General features: G+C 62.2%; 24 protein-coding genes and 1 tRNA gene. 4 read left to right on the top strand and 21 right to left on the bottom strand.

All coding sequences use genetic code 11. The features are described 5' to 3' along the window. Nucleotides 1–56 precede the first annotated feature (56 nt). The 18 genes from ACQ4OD_RS06480 to ACQ4OD_RS06395 all read right to left on the bottom strand — a co-directional run bounded on the left by ACQ4OD_RS06480 (nucleotide 57) and on the right by ACQ4OD_RS06395 (nucleotide 13,620). Nucleotides 57–132 (bottom strand) — tRNA-Lys (locus ACQ4OD_RS06480). Between the two features lie 61 nt (nucleotides 133–193). Continuing rightward, nucleotides 194–868 carry a 7-cyano-7-deazaguanine synthase QueC gene (gene queC / locus ACQ4OD_RS06475; protein ID WP_050704481.1) on the bottom strand — a complete coding sequence of 225 codons (675 nt, stop codon included), beginning with the start codon at nucleotides 866–868 and terminating at the stop codon, nucleotides 194–196. Nucleotides 869–878: 10 nt separating this feature from the next. Then, nucleotides 879–1,526, bottom strand: coding sequence for a 7-carboxy-7-deazaguanine synthase QueE (gene queE, locus ACQ4OD_RS06470; RefSeq protein WP_430944030.1), 648 nt, complete (start codon nucleotides 1,524–1,526; stop codon nucleotides 879–881). A gap of 160 nt (nucleotides 1,527–1,686) precedes the next feature. Further along, nucleotides 1,687–2,496 carry a tol-pal system protein YbgF gene (gene ybgF / locus ACQ4OD_RS06465; protein ID WP_110697868.1) on the bottom strand — a complete coding sequence of 270 codons (810 nt, stop codon included), beginning with the start codon at nucleotides 2,494–2,496 and terminating at the stop codon, nucleotides 1,687–1,689. 6 nt (nucleotides 2,497–2,502) lie between these two features. Beyond that, on the bottom strand, nucleotides 2,503–3,000 hold the full coding sequence (gene pal / locus ACQ4OD_RS06460; protein WP_008090230.1) for a peptidoglycan-associated lipoprotein Pal: 498 nt from the start codon (nucleotides 2,998–3,000) through the stop codon (nucleotides 2,503–2,505). Nucleotides 3,001–3,054: 54 nt separating this feature from the next. Beyond that, on the bottom strand, nucleotides 3,055–4,305 hold the full coding sequence (gene tolB / locus ACQ4OD_RS06455; RefSeq protein WP_218571129.1) for a Tol-Pal system beta propeller repeat protein TolB: 1,251 nt from the start codon (nucleotides 4,303–4,305) through the stop codon (nucleotides 3,055–3,057). A 47-nt stretch (nucleotides 4,306–4,352) separates the two neighbouring features. Next, nucleotides 4,353–5,429, bottom strand: coding sequence for a cell envelope integrity protein TolA (tolA, locus tag ACQ4OD_RS06450; RefSeq protein ID WP_139673124.1), 1,077 nt, complete (start codon nucleotides 5,427–5,429; stop codon nucleotides 4,353–4,355). Then, on the bottom strand, nucleotides 5,429–5,881 hold the full coding sequence (gene tolR / locus ACQ4OD_RS06445) for a protein TolR (RefSeq protein ID WP_023628694.1): 453 nt from the start codon (nucleotides 5,879–5,881) through the stop codon (nucleotides 5,429–5,431). Before tolR ends, tolA begins: the two co-directional genes overlap by 1 nt. Before the next feature lie 14 nt (nucleotides 5,882–5,895). Then, complete coding sequence (gene tolQ / locus ACQ4OD_RS06440) at nucleotides 5,896–6,591, bottom strand: protein TolQ (RefSeq protein WP_023628695.1); 696 nt, start codon at nucleotides 6,589–6,591, stop codon at nucleotides 5,896–5,898. Between the two features lie 2 nt (nucleotides 6,592–6,593). After that, the gene (gene ybgC, locus ACQ4OD_RS06435) at nucleotides 6,594–7,046 is read right to left on the bottom strand and encodes a tol-pal system-associated acyl-CoA thioesterase (protein ID WP_023628696.1); all 453 of its coding nucleotides are present in this window, start codon (nucleotides 7,044–7,046) and stop codon (nucleotides 6,594–6,596) included. Between the two features lie 125 nt (nucleotides 7,047–7,171). After that, nucleotides 7,172–8,218 (bottom strand): Holliday junction branch migration DNA helicase RuvB, encoded by a 1,047-nt coding sequence (gene ruvB / locus ACQ4OD_RS06430; RefSeq protein WP_023628697.1) that lies wholly within the window; start codon nucleotides 8,216–8,218, stop codon nucleotides 7,172–7,174. After that, nucleotides 8,215–8,832: a Holliday junction branch migration protein RuvA gene (gene ruvA / locus ACQ4OD_RS06425; RefSeq protein WP_102681676.1), complete on the bottom strand. Its 618-nt coding sequence runs from the start codon at nucleotides 8,830–8,832 to the stop codon at nucleotides 8,215–8,217. Before ruvA ends, ruvB begins: the two co-directional genes overlap by 4 nt. Before the next feature lie 108 nt (nucleotides 8,833–8,940). Further along, a complete protein-coding gene (gene ruvC, locus ACQ4OD_RS06420) occupies nucleotides 8,941–9,465 on the bottom strand; it encodes a crossover junction endodeoxyribonuclease RuvC (protein WP_023628699.1) in 525 nt (174 codons plus the stop codon). Between the two features lie 133 nt (nucleotides 9,466–9,598). Then, nucleotides 9,599–10,351, bottom strand: coding sequence for a YebC/PmpR family DNA-binding transcriptional regulator (locus tag ACQ4OD_RS06415; RefSeq protein ID WP_023628700.1), 753 nt, complete (start codon nucleotides 10,349–10,351; stop codon nucleotides 9,599–9,601). Nucleotides 10,352–10,444: 93 nt separating this feature from the next. After that, entirely contained in the window at nucleotides 10,445–12,220 is a 1,776-nt protein-coding gene (gene aspS, locus ACQ4OD_RS06410; protein ID WP_046856765.1) for an aspartate--tRNA ligase, read from the bottom strand. Nucleotides 12,221–12,314: 94 nt separating this feature from the next. Beyond that, complete coding sequence (locus tag ACQ4OD_RS06405) at nucleotides 12,315–12,536, bottom strand: FmdB family zinc ribbon protein (protein WP_046856766.1); 222 nt, start codon at nucleotides 12,534–12,536, stop codon at nucleotides 12,315–12,317. Nucleotides 12,537–12,624: 88 nt separating this feature from the next. Next, nucleotides 12,625–12,951, bottom strand: a complete 327-nt coding sequence (locus ACQ4OD_RS06400; protein ID WP_198754995.1) for a ribbon-helix-helix domain-containing protein — start codon at nucleotides 12,949–12,951, stop codon at nucleotides 12,625–12,627. A gap of 195 nt (nucleotides 12,952–13,146) precedes the next feature. Next, entirely contained in the window at nucleotides 13,147–13,620 is a 474-nt protein-coding gene (locus ACQ4OD_RS06395; RefSeq protein WP_028690591.1) for a Dps family protein, read from the bottom strand. A gap of 280 nt (nucleotides 13,621–13,900) precedes the next feature. Here ACQ4OD_RS06395 and ACQ4OD_RS06390 point away from each other — a divergent pair, with 280 nt between their 5' ends. Next, nucleotides 13,901–14,494, top strand: a complete 594-nt coding sequence (locus ACQ4OD_RS06390) for a cold-shock protein (RefSeq protein ID WP_139673126.1) — start codon at nucleotides 13,901–13,903, stop codon at nucleotides 14,492–14,494. Between the two features lie 19 nt (nucleotides 14,495–14,513). Here the strand turns inward: ACQ4OD_RS06390 and ACQ4OD_RS06385 are convergent, their stop codons facing one another. Beyond that, the gene (locus ACQ4OD_RS06385; RefSeq protein WP_430944029.1) at nucleotides 14,514–14,726 is read right to left on the bottom strand and encodes a SlyX family protein; all 213 of its coding nucleotides are present in this window, start codon (nucleotides 14,724–14,726) and stop codon (nucleotides 14,514–14,516) included. A gap of 2 nt (nucleotides 14,727–14,728) precedes the next feature. Beyond that, entirely contained in the window at nucleotides 14,729–15,148 is a 420-nt protein-coding gene (locus ACQ4OD_RS06380) for an HIT family protein (protein ID WP_102681675.1), read from the bottom strand. 761 nt (nucleotides 15,149–15,909) lie between these two features. Here ACQ4OD_RS06380 and ACQ4OD_RS06375 point away from each other — a divergent pair. From ACQ4OD_RS06375 to ACQ4OD_RS06365, 3 genes are all read left to right on the top strand, one after another. After that, a complete protein-coding gene (locus tag ACQ4OD_RS06375; protein ID WP_102681674.1) occupies nucleotides 15,910–17,226 on the top strand; it encodes an OprD family porin in 1,317 nt (438 codons plus the stop codon). A 156-nt stretch (nucleotides 17,227–17,382) separates the two neighbouring features. Beyond that, nucleotides 17,383–19,098 (top strand): proline--tRNA ligase, encoded by a 1,716-nt coding sequence (locus tag ACQ4OD_RS06370; protein ID WP_046856771.1) that lies wholly within the window; start codon nucleotides 17,383–17,385, stop codon nucleotides 19,096–19,098. A 21-nt stretch (nucleotides 19,099–19,119) separates the two neighbouring features. Beyond that, the gene (locus ACQ4OD_RS06365; protein WP_139673133.1) at nucleotides 19,120–20,073 is read left to right on the top strand and encodes a hypothetical protein; all 954 of its coding nucleotides are present in this window, start codon (nucleotides 19,120–19,122) and stop codon (nucleotides 20,071–20,073) included. Nucleotides 20,074–20,109: 36 nt separating this feature from the next. Here the strand turns inward: ACQ4OD_RS06365 and dinB are convergent, their stop codons facing one another. Beyond that, nucleotides 20,110–21,168: a DNA polymerase IV gene (gene dinB / locus ACQ4OD_RS06360; protein WP_198754993.1), complete on the bottom strand. Its 1,059-nt coding sequence runs from the start codon at nucleotides 21,166–21,168 to the stop codon at nucleotides 20,110–20,112. Nucleotides 21,169–21,244 lie beyond the last annotated feature (76 nt).

Raw genomic sequence — 21,244 nt, 5'->3', positions numbered from 1 at the left:
TTTTTCGACAGGCATGAAAAAGCCCGCCATGAAGGCGGGCTTTTTCGTACTGCATATGGTGGGTCGTGTAGGATTCGAACCTACGACCAATTGGTTAAAAGCCAACTGCTCTACCAACTGAGCTAACGACCCGTTGGATGGCGCGTATATTACTGATTTCTCAGAAGAATTCAACACCCCATCGCAAATTTTTTCAAAAATACCGAGTGGGGTCCTCTACACCGGCGGCCTTGAAGCCATCAGCGCGCAGGCGGCAGCTGTCGCATTTGCCGCAGGCACGCCCGTCGTCGTCGGCCTGGTAGCAAGAAACGGTCAGGCTGTAGTCCACGCCACGGGCGATGCCCGCCTGGACAATCTGCGCCTTGCTCAGGTTCTGCAGCGGCGCCTGGATGCGGAAGCCCTGCCCTTCCACGCCGGCCTTGGTAGCCAGGTTGGCCATGCGCTCGAAGGCCTCGACGAATTCCGGGCGGCAGTCAGGGTAGCCGGAGTAATCCACGGCGTTGACACCAATGAAGATGTCACGGGCTTCGAGCACCTCCGCCCAGCCCAGGGCCAGGGACAGGAACACGGTGTTGCGAGCCGGCACGTAGGTGACCGGAATCCCCTCGCTCGGCGCCTCGGGCACATCGATGCTGCTGTCGGTCAGGGCCGAGCCACCGATGCCATCGAGATTCAGGCCGATCACCTTGTGCTCGACCACGCCCAGGTCACGGGCTACCCGTGCCGCGGCGTTGAGCTCGGCGCGATGGCGCTGGCCGTAGTCGAAGCTCATGGTGTAGCACTGGTAGCCGTCGGCCTTGGCCATGGCTACCACGGTGGCCGAATCCAGGCCACCGGACAGCAGGATTACCGCGCGTTTGTCAGTCATGTCTTTCTCCTCAGCGTCCGGGTTCGTCGTTCCACAGCAGCTTGTGCAGCTGCAGCTGGAAGCGTACGGGCAGGTTGTCGGCGACGATCCAGTCGGCCAGCTCGGTGGCGCTCACCTGGTGGTGGCTGGGCGAAAACAGCACTTCACCGGCGCGCTCGGCCAGGTTGTACTGGATCAGCTTGGAAACCGCCCAATCGTAGTCCTCGCGGGAACAGATGACGAACTTGACCTGGTCGTTGCCGGTCAGCAGCTCGATATTCTCGTAGCGATTGCGGTGAGACTCCTCGGAGCCTGGGGTCTTGAGATCGACCACGCGGCTGACCCGGGTGTCGACGCCACTGATGTCGAGAGCGCCACTGGTTTCCAGCGACACGTCGTAACCGGCGTCGCACAGGCGTTGCAACAAAGGCAGCGCGTTGGGCTGGGCCAGAGGCTCGCCACCGGTCACGCAGACGTAGCGCGGCTTGAAGCCGGCCACCTGCTCAACAATGGAGTCGAGGGTGCGGACAGTGCCGCCACTGAAGGCATAGGCACTGTCGCAGTACTGGCAGCGCAGGGGGCAACCGGTCAGGCGCACGAAAACCGTGGGCAGCCCGGCCGTTCGCGTTTCACCCTGCAACGAGTAAAACACTTCGGTGATGCGTAATGTGTCTTGCATGATCGCCACGGGCGTGACAGCTGAACAGGCTGTCCGCCTCCGTCAGGCACTGTCGCGGACTCGACAAAGCGTTATCCGCGGCAGCGTGTTTACGAAAAAAGGGCCGTGATTCTAACGAAAAAACCCGCGACAAGCGCGGGTTTCTTCTTCAACGGGTCGTTCAGAGCTTTTGCAGGTCGCGTTGCGCCAGTTGCGCGGCGGAAGTGCCGGGGTACTGGGTGATGACCTGCTGCAGGATGCCCTTGACCTTGTCGGTGTGGCCCATGCGGCGCTCGACATCGGCCAGCTTGTACAGCGAATCCGGCACCTTGCTGTGTTTCGGGTACTTCTGACCGACCTCGGCGAACGCCTGGCTGGCACCTTGCAGGTCGCCCTTGGCCAGGTTGACCTCGCCGAGCCAGTACTGGGCATTGCCGGCGTACTGGCTGTTGGGGTACTTGCGCAGGAAGGCGTTGAAGGCCTGGCTGGCCTTGTCGAAGTCCTTCTGCTTGATCAGGTCGAAAGCGGCGTCGTAATACAGCTTCTCTTTCGCCGGATCGCCCGGCTCGCTGCTCGCGGCCGGTGGCTGCGCGGCATTGGTGCCGGCGGCCGCACCCGTGGCTGCGCTGTTCGCGCCACCGGTGGAAGAATTGTCTGGAGTCGCGGCAGGCGCGGCACCGCTGCTGATGCGGCGGTCGAGATCCTGGTAGCGCTCGAGGTTTTCCTGCTTCATGCGCGACACATCGTTCTGCAGCTCTTCGATGATGCCTTGCTGGCGGGAAATCTGGTCCTGCATCTGCTGCAGCTGCATGAACAGCTGGCCATTTGCAGAAGCAGGGGCCGAAGCCCCTGCTCCGGCATAGGCGCCGCTCGTGCCATAACCCGCAGGTGGATAGCCACCCGCGTTGTCATCTACTACGGGAACCGCAGCCCACGCCGAAAGGGGCAGGCTGAGAGCGAGGACGGTTACAGCACGACGGCACATACGCATAGGAACTTACTTACGCAGTTCTACGCGACGGTTCTGGGCCCAGGACTGCTCGTCGTTGCCGGTGGCAACTGGACGCTCTTCGCCGTAGGAAACCAGTTCCAGCTGAGCAGGGGAAACGCCCTGCAGAACCAGGTAGCGCTGAACGGCCTTGGCACGACGCTCACCCAGAGCCATGTTGTACTCGCGGGTGCCGCGCTCGTCGGTGTTGCCTTCCAGGACAACGCGGTTGCCGTTGGACTTCAGGTCCTTGGCGTGAACGTCCAGAGCGCGCATGGCTTCTGGCTTCAGGTCCGAGCTGTCGTATTCGAAGTAGAAGGTGGTGATTGCGCGCAGGGCGGCTTCTTCGCTCAGGGAGCCGTCGACAGCGCCAGTGTTGGCACCGTAGCCAGCGTTCGGATCAACAGCGCCTTCACCAGCGTTGTCGCCGCCTTTCGAGGAGCAACCTACAGCTACAGCCATGGCCAGAGCCAGCGCAGCGAATTTACCAAACTTCAGCATTTCCATCGTGAAACTCCTAATGAAACCCCAGTGTGTTAAGCAAAACGTGTTACGCCGCAATCAGTTCAGGTAAGGGGACCAGGACGGTTCTCTGACTTCGCCTTGAGCGGTAGGAAGTGGGAGCCTCACGCGGCCGTTAAGCGACACGAGCATCAAGACTCCCCGGCCCTGCTGGCGGGTGGCGTAGATTAGCATGGTGCCGTTTGGCGCAACAGTGGGAGACTCATCAAGACTGGTCTCGGAGAGAATCTTTACACTTCCACGTTGCAGGTCCTGCGCGGCCACCTTGAAGTTGGTGAAACCTTGCTGGCGATGGATCATCACCAGAGTCTTTTCGTCCGCCGACAATTTCGGGTTGGCGTTGTAGTTACCCACGAACGTCACGCGCTCGGCACCACCGCCACCAACCGACTGCTTGTAGATCTGCGGCTTGCCGCCACGGTCGGAGGTGAAGTACAGGGTGTTGCCATCCTTGCCCCAGAACGGCTCGGTATTGATGCCTGGGCCTGCGGTGACACGGGTGATCTGGCGCGAAGCCACGTTCATCACATAGATGTCCGGGTTGCCGTCCTTCGACAGCACGAATGCCAGGCGCGAGCCGTCAGGCGACCAGGCAGGCGCGCCGTTCAGGCCTTCGAAGTTGGTGATCTGCTCGCGGCGACCGGTGTCGATGTGCTGGATGAAGATGCGCGGGCGCTTCTGCTCGAACGAGACATAGGCGATACGCTTGCCATCGGGTGCGAAGCGCGGCGACAGGATCGGCTCACGCGACTGCAGCAGGGTTACTGCACGGGCACCGTCGTAGTCCGAACGCTGCAGGGTGTAACGGGTGTTGTTGGTGGAGAAACGCTCAGCGGTCACGTACAGCATGCGCGTGGAAAACGCACCCTTGATACCGGTGAGCTTTTCGAACGACTGGTCGGCAATGTAGTGCGACATGTCGCGCAACTGGTCGACGCCACCGGCGACGCTGCCGGTCAGGACCTGCTGTTCGGTGGCAACGTTGAACAGGGCGTACTGCACCTGCAGGCGACCGCCGGACGGCACGATACTGCCGACCATGACGTACTGGGCACCCAACGCTTTCCAGTCACGGAAGATCACTTCGCTGGCCTGGGTCGGCTGGCTGATCATGTTCTGCCGCGGGATCGGCGCGTAGTAGCCGGAGTTGCGCAGGTCGTTGCCGATGATATCGGCCATGTCTTCCGGCAGTACGCTGCCACCCTGCAGACCGAACGGCACTACCGCGATGGGGGTCGCCCGGTCGCTACCGCTGGTGACCAGGATGTTCTTTTCCTCTGCCATGGCCATGCCTGCCACGCAGCAGAGCAAGACCAGCAGTCCTCTCAGACGTTTAATCACAACGCTAGATCCTCAGGTGTAAATGTCATCTTGAATGAACGATACGGATTGAACTCGTTCGGCTTCAAGCCCTGCATTTCGGTCAACCGACCAATGTTCTTCACCGCGGCCACGGCCGAGCTGTCGAACGGACCGTCGCCACTGGACTTGGCCACACTCACATTGGTGAGGGTGCCGTCCGGCAGCATGTTGATCTGCAGAACTACCGTCATGCCCTTGCGCGCGGATGGCGGACGCGCCCAACCTTCGGCCGCGCGCATGCGGATCAGGTCGTCGAAGTCGCCGGCCACCTGGTCACCCTGCTCGTCGGCCAGCGCCTGCTGCCGTTCGGTGGTGTCGGACAACAGCTCGGCAAGTGCCTGGGCCTTTTTGTCTTCCGCCGCCTTGCGGGCCGCTTCCTGTGCCTTTTTCTTCTGGGCGTCTGCAGCGGCCTTTTTCTTGGCCTCTTCAGCTGCCTTCTTCTTCGCGTCCTCGGCCGCCGCTTTCTTCTTGGCGTCCTCGGCTGCTTTTTTCTTCGCGTCTTCGGCGGCTTTCTTCTTCGCCTCTTCCGCAGCCTGTTTCTTGGCTTCTTCCTCGGCCTTCTTCTTCGCTTCTTCCTCAGCCTTCTTCTTGGCGATGTCGGCCTGCTGCTTCTCGGCAGCCTTCTTCGCTTCCTCGGCTTTCTTGGCCTCGGCGGCTTTCTTCTGCTCGGCGGCCTTGGCGGCGTCGTCTGCTTTCTTCGCCTCGGCGGCTTCGCGAGCCTCCTCGGCCTTTTGAGCGGCGTCGGCTTTCTTTTGTTCCGCGGCCTTCACGGCCTCCTGCTCGACCTTCTTCTGCTCCAGCTGTTCGACCTCGGTCTGGCGCGAAGCGGTCTTCTTGGCCTCCCCGGCAATCTTCTGATTGGTCTGGGTGGTCGCCTGGCTCTTGGACTTGAGCTGGTACAGCGTGGCCTGGACGATAGGTTTGGAGGGCGGCAGCTCGGGCGTCATGGCGAAGCTGACGAACAGCATGCCGAACACCAGCACGTGCAGCGCAATGGCCCAGACACTGGGCCAGAAGTAGCTTTCCGAGGCGGATGGCTCTCGCTGTTGCATCAGGGCGCCTCGGTAATCAGGCCAACGTTACCGACACCGGCCTTCTGCAACCCGCCCATGGCGCCCATGACCGCACCGTAGTCGACAGCCTTGTCGCCACGGATGAAGACCTGGGTCTGCTTGCCCTGGTCACGGCCGGCGGCGATGATCTTGGTCACCGCGCTGGTCATTTCCGGCAAGGTCATGGCCTTGTCCATCTGTTTGTCGGTGTCGACTTCGCTGCCGAGGTTCCAGTAGTAGGTCTTGTCGGCCTTGATCGAGATGGTCAGGACCTGGACGTTGTTGTCCTGCGGCAGGGCTTCGCTGGAAACCTTGGGCAGGTCCACCTTCACGCCCTGGTTGAGCATCGGGGCGGTCACCATGAAGATAACCAGTAGCACCAGCATCACGTCGATGTAGGGCACCACGTTCATCTCGGCGACCGGCTTGCGTTTGTGGCGAACTCGGGCCATGGGTTTCTACCTGATCACTCTTCGCTGGTGTGTACTTTGCGGTGCAGGATCGCCTGGAACTCGTCGGCGAACGTGTAGTAGCGCCCGATCAGCACTTCACTGCGCGCGGCAAAACGGTTGTAGGCGATCACAGCCGGGATCGCGGCGAACAGGCCGATCGCAGTGGCGATCAGGGCTTCGGCAATGCCCGGGGCCACGGTGGCCAGGGTGGCCTGCTGGGCGCTGGCCAGGCCGCGGAAGGAGTTCATGATGCCCCACACGGTACCGAACAGGCCGATGTACGGGCTGGTGGAACCGACGGTGGCCAGGAACGGCAGGCTCTGCTCGAGCTTTTCTTCCTCGCGGGAGATGGCCACGCGCATGGCACGCCCCACCCCTTCCATGACCGCGTCCGGGTCGACACCCGGTTGCTGGCGCAGGCGCGAGAATTCCTTGAAGCCGGCACGGAAGACCTGCTCGACCCCCGAGTCCGGGTCTGGGTTGCTGCCCGCCTGGCGGTACAGCTTGGACAGGTCGATGCCCGACCAGAAGCGCTCTTCGAAAGCGTCCAGTGCACGACGACCGGCGCGCAGCATGGTGCTGCGCTGGAAGATCATGATCCAAGAGGTCACCGAGGCTGCCACGAGGGTCAGCATCACCAGCTGAACCACGACACTGGCATTGGCGACCAGGCTCCACATGGAGGTATGGTCGACGACGTTTGCTTCCACGCTTATTCTCCTGCGTTCGATTGAGTACCCGTGCCGTCCGCCAGGAAGGCGTCGCGCAGTTCTGGGGGAATGGCCCGGGGTTTGAAAGTGTCGGCGCGCACGGCGGCCACCAGGAACTGCCCTTCGCAGAGCAGCACTTCATCCTTTGCTCGCCACACCTGCTGCACGAAGCGCAGGCTGGCACGATTCAATTCAAGTACTTGCGCGGTTACCCGCAACTCGTCGTCCAGGCGGGCCGGCGCGTGGTAGCGCGCCTCGCTGGAATGGACCACGAACAACAGGTTGTCCTGCGCCAGCTGGGCCTGGGAGAACCCCAGGTGACGTAGCCGCTCGGTGCGTGCGCGCTCCATGAATTTGAGGTAGTTGACGTAATACACCACGCCACCGGCGTCGGTATCCTCGTAATAGACGCGACAGCGGTGTGCGAACGGTTCCAGCCCATTTTGCGCGCGCATACTCTAGTGCTTACTCCTGTGCTTGCCAATCCGCTGCGGCAACTGTTTTTGCATCGATAATGTCGTATTGCCAGCGAAGCCAGGGCATGCCAGCGGTAGGACCGCAAAAATGCCGATTCGATCTGTCATTCGTCGTCTTGCGCCGCATATTCCCCACCCTCGCAGAAACGCCCGGGAATGTTCAGGCCGAAATGCAGGTAGGCGTGCCGGGTGACCACGCGCCCACGGGGGGTACGCATGATATAGCCCTGCTGGATGAGGTAGGGCTCGAGCACGTCCTCGATGGTGTGGCGCTCCTCGCCGATCGCCGCGGCGATATTGTCGAGCCCCACCGGACCACCGTCGAACTTCTCGATCATGGTCAGCAGCAGACGCCGGTCGGAGTGATCGAAGCCACGCTCGTCGACATCCAGCAGGTTCAGCGCCATGTCCGCGACCGCCTTGGTGATCTCACCCTTGCCGCGCACTTCGGCAAAGTCGCGCACCCGCCGCAGCAGGCGATTGGCGATCCGTGGCGTGCCACGGGCCCGGCGGGCGATCTCGAATGCGCCCTTGTCGTCCATGGGCAAGCCGAGGATGCCGGCCGAACGGCTGACGATGGTCGCCAGGTCCCTGTCGCTGTAGAACTCCAGGCGCTGGACGATACCGAAGCGATCACGCAGCGGGTTGGTCAGCATGCCGGCACGCGTGGTGGCGCCGACCAGGGTGAACGGCGGCAGGTCGAGCTTGATCGAGCGCGCGGCCGGGCCCTCGCCGATCATGATGTCCAGCTGGAAGTCTTCCATCGCCGGATAGAGCACTTCCTCGACCACCGGTGACAAGCGGTGGATCTCGTCGATGAACAGCACGTCGTGCGGCTCGAGATTGGTCAGCATCGCCGCCAGGTCGCCGGGCCGCTCGAGAATCGGGCCGGAGGTGCTCTTCACCGACACGCCCATCTCGTGGGCGATGATGTTGGCCAACGTGGTCTTGCCCAAGCCCGGCGGACCAAAGATCAGGGTGTGGTCGAGTGACTCGCTGCGCCCGCGCGCGGCCTGGATGAACAGCGACATCTGCTCGCGCACCACCGGCTGGCCGATGTATTCGTCCAGACTCAGCGGGCGGATCGCACGATCCTGGACCTCTTCGCGGTCGCGTCCGGAGGCGGCGATCAGGCGGTCGGTCTCGATCACTTGGTAATCATCCCTTTGAGGCTGCGACGGATCAGCTCCTCACTGCTGAGGTTGGCCTTGCCCTCGATGGCGGCAATCGCCTTGCTGGCCTCTTGCGGCTTGTAGCCCAGCGACACCAGGGCGCTGACCGCGTCGGCCTCGGCATTGGAGGCACTGGCCACCGGCACCGGGCCATCGGACACCAGGGTGAACATGGCGGGCGAGGTTTCCCAGGCCTTGAAGCGATCCTTGAGCTCGACCAGCAGGCGCTCGGCGGTCTTCTTGCCAACACCGGGCACGCGCACCAACGCCGAGGCATCCTGGGCCTGGACGCAGCGCACCAGTTCGTCGGCCTCGAGCCCCGACATCAGCGCCAGCGCCAGTTTCGGGCCAACGCCGTTGAGGCGGATCAGCTCGCGGAACAGCTCGCGTTCGCGCTTTTCGAAGAAGCCGTACAACAGATGGGCGTCTTCACGCACCACCAGATGGGTGTGCAGGGTGACGGTCTCGCCCAGCTTGGGCAGACGGTACAGCGTGGTCATCGGCACTTCGAGCTCGTAGCCCAGGCCGTTGATGTCGACAATCAGGTGCGGCGGCTGTTTTTCCGCCAGGGTGCCACGCAAACGTCCAATCACGTTCCGATCCTTCCTCTGGGGTGCCGGTCGAAAACCGGTCCACCCTATCAGCAAATGCGCCGGGAAAGTGCTTCACCCGGACAAAATGTGTATCACCGCATGAAGCGGTTACAGACGCAAGCGTCCGCCACGACGCCGAGCCGTCGCCAACCCGTGGGGGATGAGGCTGGAGCGGGTATGGGCATGGCACAGGGCGATGGCCAGGGCGTCGGAGGCATCGATCTGCGGTTTCTGGGTCAGCTTGAGCAGGTGCATGACCATCATCATCACCTGCTCCTTGTTGGCGCCGCCGGTACCAGCCACGGCCTGCTTGACCTGGCTCGCGGTGTATTCGGCGATCTCCAGGCCGGCCTCGGCGGCGGCGACGATGGCTGCCCCCCGGGCCTGGCCAAGCTTGAGCGCCGAATCGGCGTTGCGCGCCATGAACACCCGCTCGATGCCCATGGTCACCGGCTCATGTTGGCGGATGATCTCGCTGACACCGCGAAAGACGATCTGCAGACGCTCGTGCAGCTCACCGCCGCCAGTGCGTATACAGCCCGACGCCACGTACTCGCAGCCACGGGCAGTCTGGCGGACCACGCCAAAACCGGTGATGCGCGAGCCGGGGTCGATACCAAGAATGAGAGTCATAGCGCCTACAAAGGTGTGCGAATTTGCCGGCCTTATCGCGGGACAAGCCCGCTCCCACAAAGGCTACACCGCAATCTGGCGCAGGCCTTGTGGAAGCGGGCTTGCCCCGCGCTACAGCCGATAGCCGAAACGATCAGCCCAGCGTTTCCATGATCTCATCGGAGATCTGTGCGTTGGAGTAGACGTTCTGCACGTCATCCAGGTCCTCGAGCATGTCGATCAGCTTGAGAACCTTCTCCGCACCGTCCTGGTCCAGCTCGGCGCTGGTGGTCGGCTGCATCACGATCTCGGCGTCGGACGCCTTGAAGCCGGCCTCTTCCAGGGCATTGCGCACGGCATAGAAGCTGTTGAACGAGGTAAACACGTCAAAGGAGCCGTCGTCGTTGACCACCACATCGTCGGCATCGGCCTCCATCGCGGCTTCCATCAGCGCATCCTCGTCCACGTTCAGCTCGGCGGCGAAGCTGATCTGCCCCTTGCGCTCGAACAGGTAGGCCACCGAACCGTCGGTACCGAGGTTGCCGCCGCACTTGGTGAAGGCATGCCGCACGGCCGCGGCAGTACGGTTACGGTTGTCGGTCATGGCTTCGACCATGATCGCCACGCCGCCCGGGCCGTAACCCTCGTAGCTGAGCTCTTCGACGTTGTCGCTTTCGTTGGTGCCGGCACCGCGGGCCACGGCGCGGTCGATGATGTCGCGGCTCATGTTGGCACCCAGGGCCTTGTCCAGCGCCAGGCGCAGGCGCGGGTTGGACGCCGGATCACCACCACCTTGCTTGGCAGCGACGGTCAGTTCGCGGATCCACTTGGTGAAGATCTTGCCTCTCTTGGCATCCTGGCGTTCTTTGCGGTGCTTGATGTTCGCCCACTTGGAATGACCGGCCATAACGACTCCAAATCCTTGAAACAGAAACAGGTTCCGCCCCGAAGGGCGGAACGCATGAATACGTGGGCGCAACACGTGCGCCCGTAGTCGAGGTTACTCGACCTTGGTCTGCTCGCGCAGACGGATGTGCAGCTCGCGCAGGGCCTTGGCGTCGACCATGCCCGGGGCCTGGGTCATGACGCACGCGGCGCTCTGGGTTTTCGGGAAGGCGATCACTTCACGGATCGACTGCGCGCCGGTCATCAGCATGACCAGGCGGTCCAGGCCGAAGGCCAGGCCACCGTGAGGCGGTGCGCCGAACTTCAGGGCGTCGAGCAGGAAGCCGAACTTCTCTTCCTGTTCCGCCGCCTCGATACCCAGCAGGCGGAATACCGCCTGTTGCATTTCCTTGCGGTGGATACGGATCGAACCGCCACCCAGCTCGGTGCCGTTGAGCACCATGTCGTAGGCACGCGACAGCGCGGTGGCCGGATTGGCCTCCAGCTCCTCGGGGGTGCACTTCGGCGCGGTGAACGGGTGGTGCAGCGCGGTGAAGCTGCCGTCTTCGTTCTCTTCGAACATCGGGAAATCGACGACCCACATCGGCGCCCACTGGCAGGTCAGCAGCTCGAAGTCATGACCCAGGCGGATACGCAGCGCGCCCAGGGCTTCGCTGACGATCTTGGCCTTGTCGGCGCCGAAGAACACGATGTCGCCATCGACCGCGCCAACGCGGTCGAGGATGGTGTTGAGGTTGGCCTCGGGGATGTTCTTGACGATCGGCGACTGCAGACCCTCGACACCCTTGGCGCGCTCGTTGACCTTGATGTAGGCCAGGCCCTTGGCACCGTAGATGCCGACGAACTTGGTGTACTCGTCGATCTTGCTGCGCGGCATGCTGGCGCCGCCCGGCAGACGCAGGGCTGTGACGCGGCACTTCGGATCGTTGGCGGGGCCGGCGAAGACCTTGAAGTCGACATCCTTGAGCTGGTCGGCAACGTCGATCAGTTCCAGCGGGATACGCAGGTCTGGCTTGTCGGAGCCATAGCGGCGCATGGCCTCTTCGTAGGTCATGTGCGGGAAGTCACCGAACTCCAGGTCCAGGACTTCCTTGAACAGCTTGCGGATCATGCTCTCGGTGAGGCCCATGATCTCGGACTCGTCGAGGAAACTGGTCTCGATGTCGATCTGGGTGAATTCCGGCTGGCGGTCGGCACGCAGGTCTTCGTCGCGGAAGCACTTGGCGATTTGGTAGTAGCGATCGAAGCCAGCGACCATCAGCAACTGCTTGAACAGCTGTGGCGACTGCGGCAAGGCAAAGAAGCTGCCAGCGTGGGTACGGCTCGGTACCAGGTAGTCACGGGCGCCTTCCGGCGTGGCACGGGTGAGGATCGGCGTCTCGACGTCGAGGAAACCGTTCTCGTCGAGGAAGCGACGGATGCTGCTGGTGATGCGCGAACGCAGGCGCAGCTTGTCGGCCATCTCCGGGCGACGCAGGTCGATGAAGCGGTAGCGCAGGCGGGTTTCCTCGCCCACGTCGGAGTATTCGTTCAGCGGGAACGGCGGCGTTTCGGCCTCGTTGAGCACGGTCAGCTGGTAACCGAGGATCTCGATGGCGCCGGAGGCCATGTTGGCGTTCACTGCGCCATCCGGGCGCTTGCGTACCTTGCCGGTGATCTGCACGACGTATTCGCTGCGCACGCGGTCGGCGGCGGCGAAGGTTTCGGCGCGATCCGGATCGAACACGACCTGGGCCATGCCTTCGCGGTCACGGATATCGAGGAAAATCACCCCGCCGTGGTCGCGGCGACGATGGACCCAGCCGCAAAGGGTGACTTCCTGGCCGTCCAGGGACTCGTTCAGTTGGCCGCAATAATGGCTGCGCATCATGGTCGTGGTTTCGCTTCTCGTGATTCGTATGTTCGGTGGAGGTCTTGGCCGCCCAAGGGGCTAATACTGCAAGACCTGGTCGGTGCAATTCAACTCAGTCGGCCTTGTCGCCGCCTGCCAGATTCTTTTTCGCCCCGGTCTTGAAGTCGGTCTCGTACCAGCCGTTGCCGCTCAGGCGGAAGCCGGGGACCGACAGCTGCTTCTTCAATGCCGGCGCCTGGCATGCCGGGCAATCGGTCAGCGGCGCGGCACTGATCTTCTGCAACACCTCCATGCGGTGTTCGCAGGATGCACATTGATAGTCGTAAAGGGGCATGGCGTCTCTCGTCAACCACATCGCACGCTGCCCAAGGCAGCAAAAAGCGGGATTATATATGGTTAAGGAGTGCTGTGCAGCCCGGCGATCAGTGTACGTCCCGCGCTTCCTGCAACCAGGTGACGCAGATCACCCGGACCAGCCCGCTGAAATTCCTCACCCCGCCATGGCGCAGGTGCACCTCGCGGTCCACATAGGACAGCACCGCGCTCACCGAGCAGCGGTTGGCCTGGGCGATGCGCTCCAGGATGCGCCAATAGACTACCTCCAGACGCAGGCAGGTGGCGAAACCGTTGAGCCGTACCGAGCGTGATACAGGCCCCGCCTGAGCCATGTCGAAGTCCCGCCTGAACGGATCGATCCGCGGGCTGCCCGCGCCCTGCCTGTGCCTCGCATTGCCGTCGATACCACGCATCGGATTGTCCACCGCACCGCTCCATCATCTCGAAACCACACCCCGCCCGCCCTGCGAACGGATCCATGTGTTTCATGAAGCGCCACCCGGTCATGCCGATAGCAGCGGCAAAGCCTTCCCCGCAAACGTGCAGGCCCGACACCGGGGAAGGCATCGGGCCTGGCTTGGCTGGATCAAACGACGGTCAAGCGGCAATCAGTTCCCGTCGAGCAAGACACGCAGCATCCATGCTGTTTTTTCGTGCACCTGCATGCGTTGGGTCAGCAAGTCGGCAGTCGGCTCGTCGCTGACCTTGTCCACCACCGGGAAGATGCTGCGAGCGGTGCGCACAACGGCCTCCTGCCCCTGAACCAGCTGGCGAATCATCTCTTCGGCAGGCGGCACGCCCTCCTCTTCCTTGATCGAGGAGTGGCGGGCATAAAAGGCATAGGAACCCGGCGCCGGGAAGCCCAGGGCACGGATGCGCTCGGCAATCGAGTCGACCGCCAGGGCCAGTTCGTTGTATTGCTCCTCGAACATCAGGTGCAGGGTGCGGAACGACGGACCGGTGACGTTCCAATGGAAGTTATGGGTTTTCAGATACAGCACATAGGTATCCGACAACAGGCGGGACAACCCATCGACGATGGACTTGCGATCTTCTTCACTGATACCGATATCGATTGCCATGAAGCTCCCCTTTCCATAAGGCTTGATCATCAAGCGGGCAGCAACCACTCTAACAAGAGTTGCCCGCCGGCGCATGCGGCACAAGGCTGCATGGACAGCCGTCGGCGCCAATCGGTTTGAGAAGCCCCCGTCTTTGCTGTTAAATAGGCAGTGTGCCACCCGTGCGGATTGTCAGTGCCGGGTGCATAGGCTGGCCCGTCACGTTTTCGCGCCTACAGTTCACGCGCACCGTGCGACCAGCTCATCCTGTGATCGGCCTTATCAACGTGAGCCAAACCCAATGTTCAAGATCGTCCATCTGGTGACGGGCGTGGCGGCTTTGCTGCTATCGCTCATACCCACCTTGAAAACTGACGCAACACCCTTCCTGCAGCAACCCGAGGCTGTCTACCTGGCGCTGCTCGGCCTGCTCAACCTGGTGATTGCCCCCGTACTGCCGCAGTACTACAAAGGCATGCGCCAACAGCTGCAACACGCCACCAGTATCCTGCTGGTCGTGGCCGTGGTCCTGCAGACCCTCACCCTGCTGGCCCGCCCGGAGCTTGGCAACCTGCCAGCACTGGCCTGCGCCTTCCTCGCCAGCGTGCTGCACCTGGTGGCCGGCTTCGTTCGCGGCACGCGAAAGGCCCGCGCCAGCCAGGGCAACCCCACGGAGGCCGGCCAGCGCGATACCGGTACCGTGAAGTGGTTCAACACCTCCAAGGGCTTCGGATTCATCTCCCGCGACTCCGGTGAGGATATCTTCGTGCACTTTCGCGCCATCCGCGGCGAAGGCCACCGGGTGCTGGTCGAAGGCCAGCGCGTGGAGTTCTCGGTGATGCACCGCGACAAAGGCCTGCAGGCCGAAGACGTGGTCGCCGTCGCGCGCCGCTGAACCTGTACCGCCGCCGTGCTCAATAGTGAGGCGGCGGCGCTTCCTCTTCCCCGCCGCCCTGCTGGCCGACCACCTCTTCGTAGCGTTTGATCAGCTCCGCCATCTGCAATTGCAGGCGTTCGATCACTCGGCTCTGCTCGACAACCACATCATTGAGCGCCTGCAAGCTGTCATCCTGAAACGCCTGGCGGGTCTCCAGCTCGATAATGCGCATTTCCAGTTCCTGCGACATCCTCAAGCCTCCTTGAAGCTCTCACCCAGCAGCGCACGCACTTGCTGGCGAATACCATCGAGCTGCTCCTGGGTGTAGCCGATGGCCGCCACCTTGCCCCAGACCGGGGCGGGCCAGGCGGCATCACCACGCTGACGCACGATCACATGCATGTGCAGCTGGCTGACCACATTGCCCAAGGCCGCGACGTTCATCTTGTCGGCGGCAAAGGCATCCTTCAACGCCTCGGCCAGGGCGCTCGTCTCGACCCACAACTGCTGCTGGTCCGCTTCCTCGAGCTCGAACACTTCAGTGATATCGGCGCGACGCGGCACCAGGATGAACCACGGGTAATTGGCATCCTTGCTCAGCAGCAGGCGGCACAGCGGCAGGTCGCCCAATACCAGGGAATCCTCCTGCAGACGCGAATCGAGGGTGAACACGGCAAACCTCCTTTCTAGCAATACAGCCCTTCCAACCGGCCGGGCACAGGGGCGCAAGGATACTCTGCTTCGGCATTTGCCACACCCGGCGACGTCGATTCGAGCCATTTGTAGCACGCGAATGACAACATCGACGCCCCGCTTCGGTAACACAGCGCTACTTTTCGCACCAAAATGATGCCGCTCGTCAGACCTCCACCACACATCCGTCACATAAAACAGCCAGGATAAACAATCGTCGGTAACACCTTGACTTGGAAGGCAGCTTCACACGCATACGCCAGAGATCACCGTGAACCGCCGCCAAACCGGTCGCAGCCCGTGTTTTCGGAGGTTTTCCAGCTACAGGCAGGGCCTTTGTGAAAATTTCATCAAAGGTTCGTGATTTTGAGCATGCTTGTTGCATTCGTTACTCGCCAAGTCGGCACGCTCCCTGCACTGCAGGGTGAATGCGACAAATAACAACAGCGGCATCGGATAACCAGGGAGTTTCACAAGCCGTACTTTGTATTTATACAAAAATGACGGTTTCGAGACAGCGCTGGCGTTGTACGCCTTTATATGACAGGCGTGATTTGCGACATGGAGACAACTGACAGCGACATGGCCATAAAGTTACCGAAAGGTTGTTTCTGCCCATATCGCCAAGAATAGTCCGCGTGATATACATTTTCGCCGACATAACAAGAAAGAGCCGGCCCTATAACTAAAACACTTGGGTGCGGCGGTACTCTTCCTAAAAACCAAAGGAGCAAATCACGATGCGCGTGATGAAGTGGAGCATGATCGCCCTGGCCGTAGCGGCAGGGACTTCGCAGATGGCTGTCGCCTCTTCGCAGGATGAATCCAAGGGCTTCGTCGAAGACAGCAAGCTCAGCGTCAAGACCCGGATGCTGTATTTCAGCCGTGACTTCCGTAATGCCCCCGCCGGCGACCAGAGCCGCGTAGAAGAAACAGGCCTGGGCTTCCACGGCACCTTCGAATCCGGCTTTACCCAAGGCACCGTCGGCGTCGGCGTCGACGCCATCGGCCTGTTGGGCGTCAAGGTCGACAGCGGCAAGGGCCGTGCCGGCACCGGCCTGTTCCCCACCGGCTCTGACGGCCGTTCGCAAGACGATTACTCCAAGGGCTACGGCGCGGTCAAATTCCGTATTTCCGACACTGTCCTGAAATACGGCGGCCAGTACACCGCCATGCCGGTCTTTGCCACCGACGACAGCCGCCTGCTGCCTGAAGTTGCCGAAGGTTTCCTGCTGACCAGCAAGGAAATCAAGGGCCTGGAGCTGAACGCCGGTCACTTCACCCGTCTCGATGCTCAGGCGGCAAGCTACAAGGACAGCATCGGCGGCCTCAACGATGCGCGCGAGAAGCGCCCGGGCCTGACCGAAGCAAACGTCTTCGGTGGCACCTACGCGATTACCGACAGCCTGAGTACCACCCTCTACTATTCGCGCGTCGAGGATCACTTCCGCAAGTGGTACGGCAACGTCAACTGGGCATTGCCGATCAGCGACAAGCAAGGCCTGGTGTTCGACTTCAACATCTATGACACCAAGTCCATTGGTGAAAACCGCACCGGCGCCTTCGTAACGAAATCGGATGGCACCAACGAGCTCGACAACATCGCCGCCAGCCTCTCGGCCGCCTACAACATCGGCGCCCACACCTTCACCCTGGCCTACCAGAAAGTCAGCGGCGACGGTGACTACGCCTATGGCGTCGACGGTGGCGGCACCGTGTTCCTGGCCAACTCCATCGCCCGTTCCGACTTCAACGCCGAAGACGAGAAATCCTGGCAGGCCCGTTACGACCTGAACTTCGCCGAGTATGGCATCCCAGGTTTGACCTTCATGACCCGTTACGCTCGTGGTACCGGTGCTACCACCCGCACCACCGACAACGGCAAGGAATGGGAACGCGACATCGACGTCAAGTACGTCCTGCAAAGCGGTCCGGCCAAGGACCTGAGCCTGCGCGTGCGTCAAGCTACCTACCGCTCCGCGGACGGCGTGTACTACGGCTCCAACTCCATCGACGAACTGCGCCTGATTGTCGAGTACCCGCTGAGCATCCTGTAAACCCAGGTTTGCGACGCCCAAAGATGAAGAAGCCCGGCGATCGCCGGGCTTTTTCTTGGCTGACAGAACCGCGCCAGTGCTGCATTCTGTACGCTTTCGTTTCGCCCCCGTACAATGCGGGGTCATTTCACATTCAGGCAATCGACACGGCTCACCATGCGCACCAGTCAATATTTGCTCGCCACCCAGAAAGAAACCCCGGCCGATGCAGTGGTCATCAGCCACCAGCTCATGCTGCGTGCCGGCATGATCCGCAAGCTGGCCTCCGGCCTGTACACCTGGCTGCCGATGGGCCTGCGGGTGATGCGCAAGGTCGAAGCCGTGGTGCGCGAGGAAATGACCGCCGCCGGCGCCCTCGAGGTGCTGATGCCGAGCATCCAGCCGGCTGAACTGTGGCAGGAATCCGGCCGCTGGGAGCAGTACGGCCCCGAGCTGCTGCGCCTGAAAGACCGCCACCAGCGCGAATTCTGCGTCGGCCCGACCCACGAAGAGGTCATCACCGACCTGGCGCGCAACGAGCTGTCCAGCTACAAGCAGCTGCCGCTGAACATGTTCCAGATCCAGACCAAGTTCCGCGACGAGATCCGCCCGCGCTTCGGCCTGATGCGCGGCCGCGAGTTCATCATGAAGGACGCCTACTCCTTCCATGCCGACCAGGCTTCCCTGCAGGAAACCTACGACCGCATGCACCTGGCGTACTCCAACATCTTCACCCGCCTGGGCCTGGACTTCCGTCCAGTGCAGGCCGACACCGGCTCGATCGGTGGTAGCTATTCCCACGAATTCCACGTGCTCGCCTCCTCCGGCGAAGACGACGTGATCTTCAGCGACAGCTCCGATTACGCCGCCAACATCGAGAAGGCCGAGGCCATTCCGCGCGAAACCGTGCGTCCGGCGCCGACCGAAGAGCTGCGCCTGGTCGATACCCCGGACGCCAAGACCATCGCGCAACTGGTGGAAAACTTCGGCCTGGCGATCGAGAAGACCGTCAAGACCCTGATCGTGCATGGCGCCGAGGAAGGCAAGCTGGTCGCGCTGATCGTACGTGGCGACCACGAGCTCAACGAAATCAAGGCCACCAAGCTGGAGCAGGTCGCCGACCCGCTGGTGATGGCCACCGACGCCGAACTGCGTGCCGCCATCGGTGCCGGCGCAGGCTCCCTCGGCCCGCTGAATCTGCCGCTGGAGTGCATCATCGACCGCTCGGTCGCCCTGATGAGCGACTTCGGCATCGGTGCCAACATCGACGACAAGCACTACTTCGGCGTGAACTGGGAACGCGACCTGCCGGTTCCGCAGGTCGCCGACCTGCGCAACGTGGTCGAGGGCGACCCGAGCCCGGACGGCCAGGGTACCCTGGTCATCAAGCGCGGCATCGAAGTCGGCCACATCTTCCAGCTCGGCACCAAGTACAGCGAAGCGCTCAAGTGCCAGGTGCTGGGTGAGAACGGCAAGCCTGTAGTCCTGTCGATGGGCTGCTACGGTATCGGCGTGTCCCGTGTGGTCGCCGCCGCCATCGAGCAGAACCACGACGACAAGGGCATCATCTGGAACGACGCCCTGGCCCCGTTCCAGATCGCCCTGGTGCCGCTGCGCTACGAAACCGACGTGGTCCGTGAAGCTACCGACAAGCTGTACGCCGAACTGACCGCCGCCGGTTTCGAAGTCCTGCTGGACGACCGCGACAAGAAGACCAGCCCCGGCATCAAGTTCGCCGACATGGAGCTGATCGGCATCCCCCACCGCATCGTCGTCAGCGACCGCGGCCTGGCCGATGGCAACCTGGAATACAAGCACCGCACCGAGTCGGAGGCCCAGGCACTGCCGCTCAATGAAGTGCTGACCTTCCTGCAGGCCCGCATCCGCCGCTGATAACCCGTTACGCGAGTGATCATGTCCAAGCGAAGTACCTACACCCTGGGGGGCGCCGCACTGTGCGGCGCCCTGTTCCTCGGCGGCTGCGCCAACCAGATGTCCCAGCGCAGCGACCATGAGGAGCGCGTCGAGCGCAAACTGCTCGAGCACAGTCTGCAGATCGATGTCGGCGAGCCGAAGGTGATGGAGCTTCCGCAGCGACGCGTGCGCATTCATGAGCTCAAGCGTTTCGAGGTCACCGAGTTCGAAGTGACCCGCCGCTACGACCGCTACACCCCCTACCAACCCTGGCGGGAGGTCTACGAGATCCCGCTGGGCGCGGTGGCCGTGGTGGCAGGCATCGGCGCCAATGTGGCCAATGTGTTCGCCTTGGGCAACCTGCCGGACAGCATCACCCACGACTGGCTGAGCTATGGCGTGGCGGGCGTCAACCCGTTCATGAACGTACCGTCCAACGGCCGTGCCCAGCAGAACCTGGCGGGCATCGACGAGGTCGAGAAGGGCAAGCGCGAAGAGTCCATCAGCCTGCCCTGGAACGAGCGCCTGGTCGAGGTCAAGGCCGGCAAGATGACCCACGAGCTGACTACCGACAAGCATGGCGTACTGCGCCTGAACTTGCTCGACAGCCCGTTCTCCGAGCAGAACCTCAACCATATCGGCACCCTGCACCTGCAGGTGGTGGATGAGGAAAACCAGGTACGAGGCGATGCCAGCCTGCTGGTCAGCGGCAATTTGCGCGGCAAGTTGCTCGAGGCCCACGAGCTGATTTTCGATGACCTCGAGGACGACGATGTCGGCCAGTGGGTACATCGGGTCAAGCGCCTGTCGGAGCTGGGCCTGGAAGAAGAAGCCAGCGAACTGGAACAGAGCCTGATCGAACTCACGCGCAACGATCCGGAGCTGCAGCAGGAATTTCTGCAGGCACTGACCAAGGCCACCGGGAGACTGGTTGCCGATCCGGGCGTGCAGTAAAACCAAAAGGAGGGGCCATCTGTGGCCCCTTCTTCTTTATATGTCCCGAAACAACTCCAACTGCTCATGCGCCCCGCGCAGATCCCGCAGCCTCACCCCCACCCCCAGCAACCGCACCGGCTTGCCACCCCGGGCAAACGCCTGGCTGAGCAACTGCCGGTAACTCTCCAGGTCCCGCCCCGCCCCCGCCTGCTCCAGCGTGGTCTGGCTGAAGTCATGGAACTTGACCTTGACGAAAGGCTTGTCGGGCCGATAGCTGCTATCCATGCGCGCAATCCGCTCATTCAGACTGGCGAGCAGGTCAGGCAGCTTCTCCAGGCAACTGCTCAGGTCGGGCAAATCATGATCGTAGGTGTTCTCGACGCTGACCGACTGCCGCCGACTGTCGTTGTGCACCGCACGCTCGTCGATCCCCCGCGCCAGCCCCCACAAGCGCTCGCCGAAGCTGCCGAACTCGCGAACCAATGCCAACCGCGGCCAATCACGCAGCGACAGGCATGTGTCGATTCCCAACCGCGAGAGCTTATCCGCAGTCACCTTGCCAACCCCATGCAAGCGCGCCACCGGTAGCTGCGCAACGAATTCCTCCACCTGATCCGGGGTAATGACGAACAAACCATTGGGCTTGCGCCAATCGCTGGCGATCTTGGCCAGGAACTTGTTCGGCGCCACACCTGCGGACACCGTGATATGCAGTTGCTGGGCGACCCGTCGGCGAATGTCCTCGGCAATCCGCGTGGCGCTGCCGGCAAACCATTGGCTGTCACTGACATCCAGGTAAGCCTCGTCCAGCGACAGCGGTTCGATCAGCTCGGTGTAGTCGCGAAAGATCGCGTGAATCTCCCGGGACGCCTCACGGTAAGCCTCGAAACGCGGCTTGACGATTTCCAGGTCGGGGCACAGCTTCATCGCATGCCCCGATGCCATAGCCGACCGCACGCCGTAGGCACGCGCCTCGTAGTTACAGGTAGCGATCACGCCACGCTGACCTGGCTGCCCACCCACGGCCATGGGGCGACCGACCAGGCGTGGGTCATCGCGCATCTCGATGGCGGCGTAGAAGCAGTCACAATCAATGTGGATGATCTTGCGCAAGGACATGGATGACAGCCACTACTGTAAATTCATACAGATATTACCGTATGGCCAACGGACGAGACAGCCTGGAGCG

It is taken from the genome of Pseudomonas sp. WC1, from assembly GCF_050586565.1.
Classification (GTDB): Bacteria; Pseudomonadota; Gammaproteobacteria; order Pseudomonadales; family Pseudomonadaceae; genus Aquipseudomonas.
Note: the sequence above shows the minus strand (reverse complement) of the source record. Positions and strands in the feature narration are given on the sequence as shown.

Coding starts and splice junctions, on each gene's coding strand:
- queC (WP_050704481.1), bottom strand. CDS start 868: ATGACTGACAAACGCGCGGTAATCCTGCTGTCCGGTGGCCTGGATTCG.
- queE (WP_430944030.1), bottom strand. CDS start 1,526: ATGCAAGACACATTACGCATCACCGAAGTGTTTTACTCGTTGCAGGGT.
- ybgF (WP_110697868.1), bottom strand. CDS start 2,496: ATGCGTATGTGCCGTCGTGCTGTAACCGTCCTCGCTCTCAGCCTGCCC.
- pal (WP_008090230.1), bottom strand. CDS start 3,000: ATGGAAATGCTGAAGTTTGGTAAATTCGCTGCGCTGGCTCTGGCCATG.
- tolB (WP_218571129.1), bottom strand. CDS start 4,305: ATGGCCATGGCAGAGGAAAAGAACATCCTGGTCACCAGCGGTAGCGAC.
- tolA (WP_139673124.1), bottom strand. CDS start 5,429: ATGCAACAGCGAGAGCCATCCGCCTCGGAAAGCTACTTCTGGCCCAGT.
- tolR (WP_023628694.1), bottom strand. CDS start 5,881: ATGGCCCGAGTTCGCCACAAACGCAAGCCGGTCGCCGAGATGAACGTG.
- ybgC (WP_023628696.1), bottom strand. CDS start 7,046: ATGCGCGCGCAAAATGGGCTGGAACCGTTCGCACACCGCTGTCGCGTC.
- ruvC (WP_023628699.1), bottom strand. CDS start 9,465: ATGACTCTCATTCTTGGTATCGACCCCGGCTCGCGCATCACCGGTTTT.
- ACQ4OD_RS06415 (WP_023628700.1), bottom strand. CDS start 10,351: ATGGCCGGTCATTCCAAGTGGGCGAACATCAAGCACCGCAAAGAACGC.
- aspS (WP_046856765.1), bottom strand. CDS start 12,220: ATGATGCGCAGCCATTATTGCGGCCAACTGAACGAGTCCCTGGACGGC.
- ACQ4OD_RS06405 (WP_046856766.1), bottom strand. CDS start 12,536: ATGCCCCTTTACGACTATCAATGTGCATCCTGCGAACACCGCATGGAG.
- ACQ4OD_RS06400 (WP_198754995.1), bottom strand. CDS start 12,951: ATGCGTGGTATCGACGGCAATGCGAGGCACAGGCAGGGCGCGGGCAGC.
- ACQ4OD_RS06395 (WP_028690591.1), bottom strand. CDS start 13,620: ATGGCAATCGATATCGGTATCAGTGAAGAAGATCGCAAGTCCATCGTC.
- ACQ4OD_RS06390 (WP_139673126.1), top strand. CDS start 13,901: ATGTTCAAGATCGTCCATCTGGTGACGGGCGTGGCGGCTTTGCTGCTA.
- ACQ4OD_RS06385 (WP_430944029.1), bottom strand. CDS start 14,726: ATGTCGCAGGAACTGGAAATGCGCATTATCGAGCTGGAGACCCGCCAG.
- ACQ4OD_RS06375 (WP_102681674.1), top strand. CDS start 15,910: ATGCGCGTGATGAAGTGGAGCATGATCGCCCTGGCCGTAGCGGCAGGG.
- ACQ4OD_RS06370 (WP_046856771.1), top strand. CDS start 17,383: ATGCGCACCAGTCAATATTTGCTCGCCACCCAGAAAGAAACCCCGGCC.
- ACQ4OD_RS06365 (WP_139673133.1), top strand. CDS start 19,120: ATGTCCAAGCGAAGTACCTACACCCTGGGGGGCGCCGCACTGTGCGGC.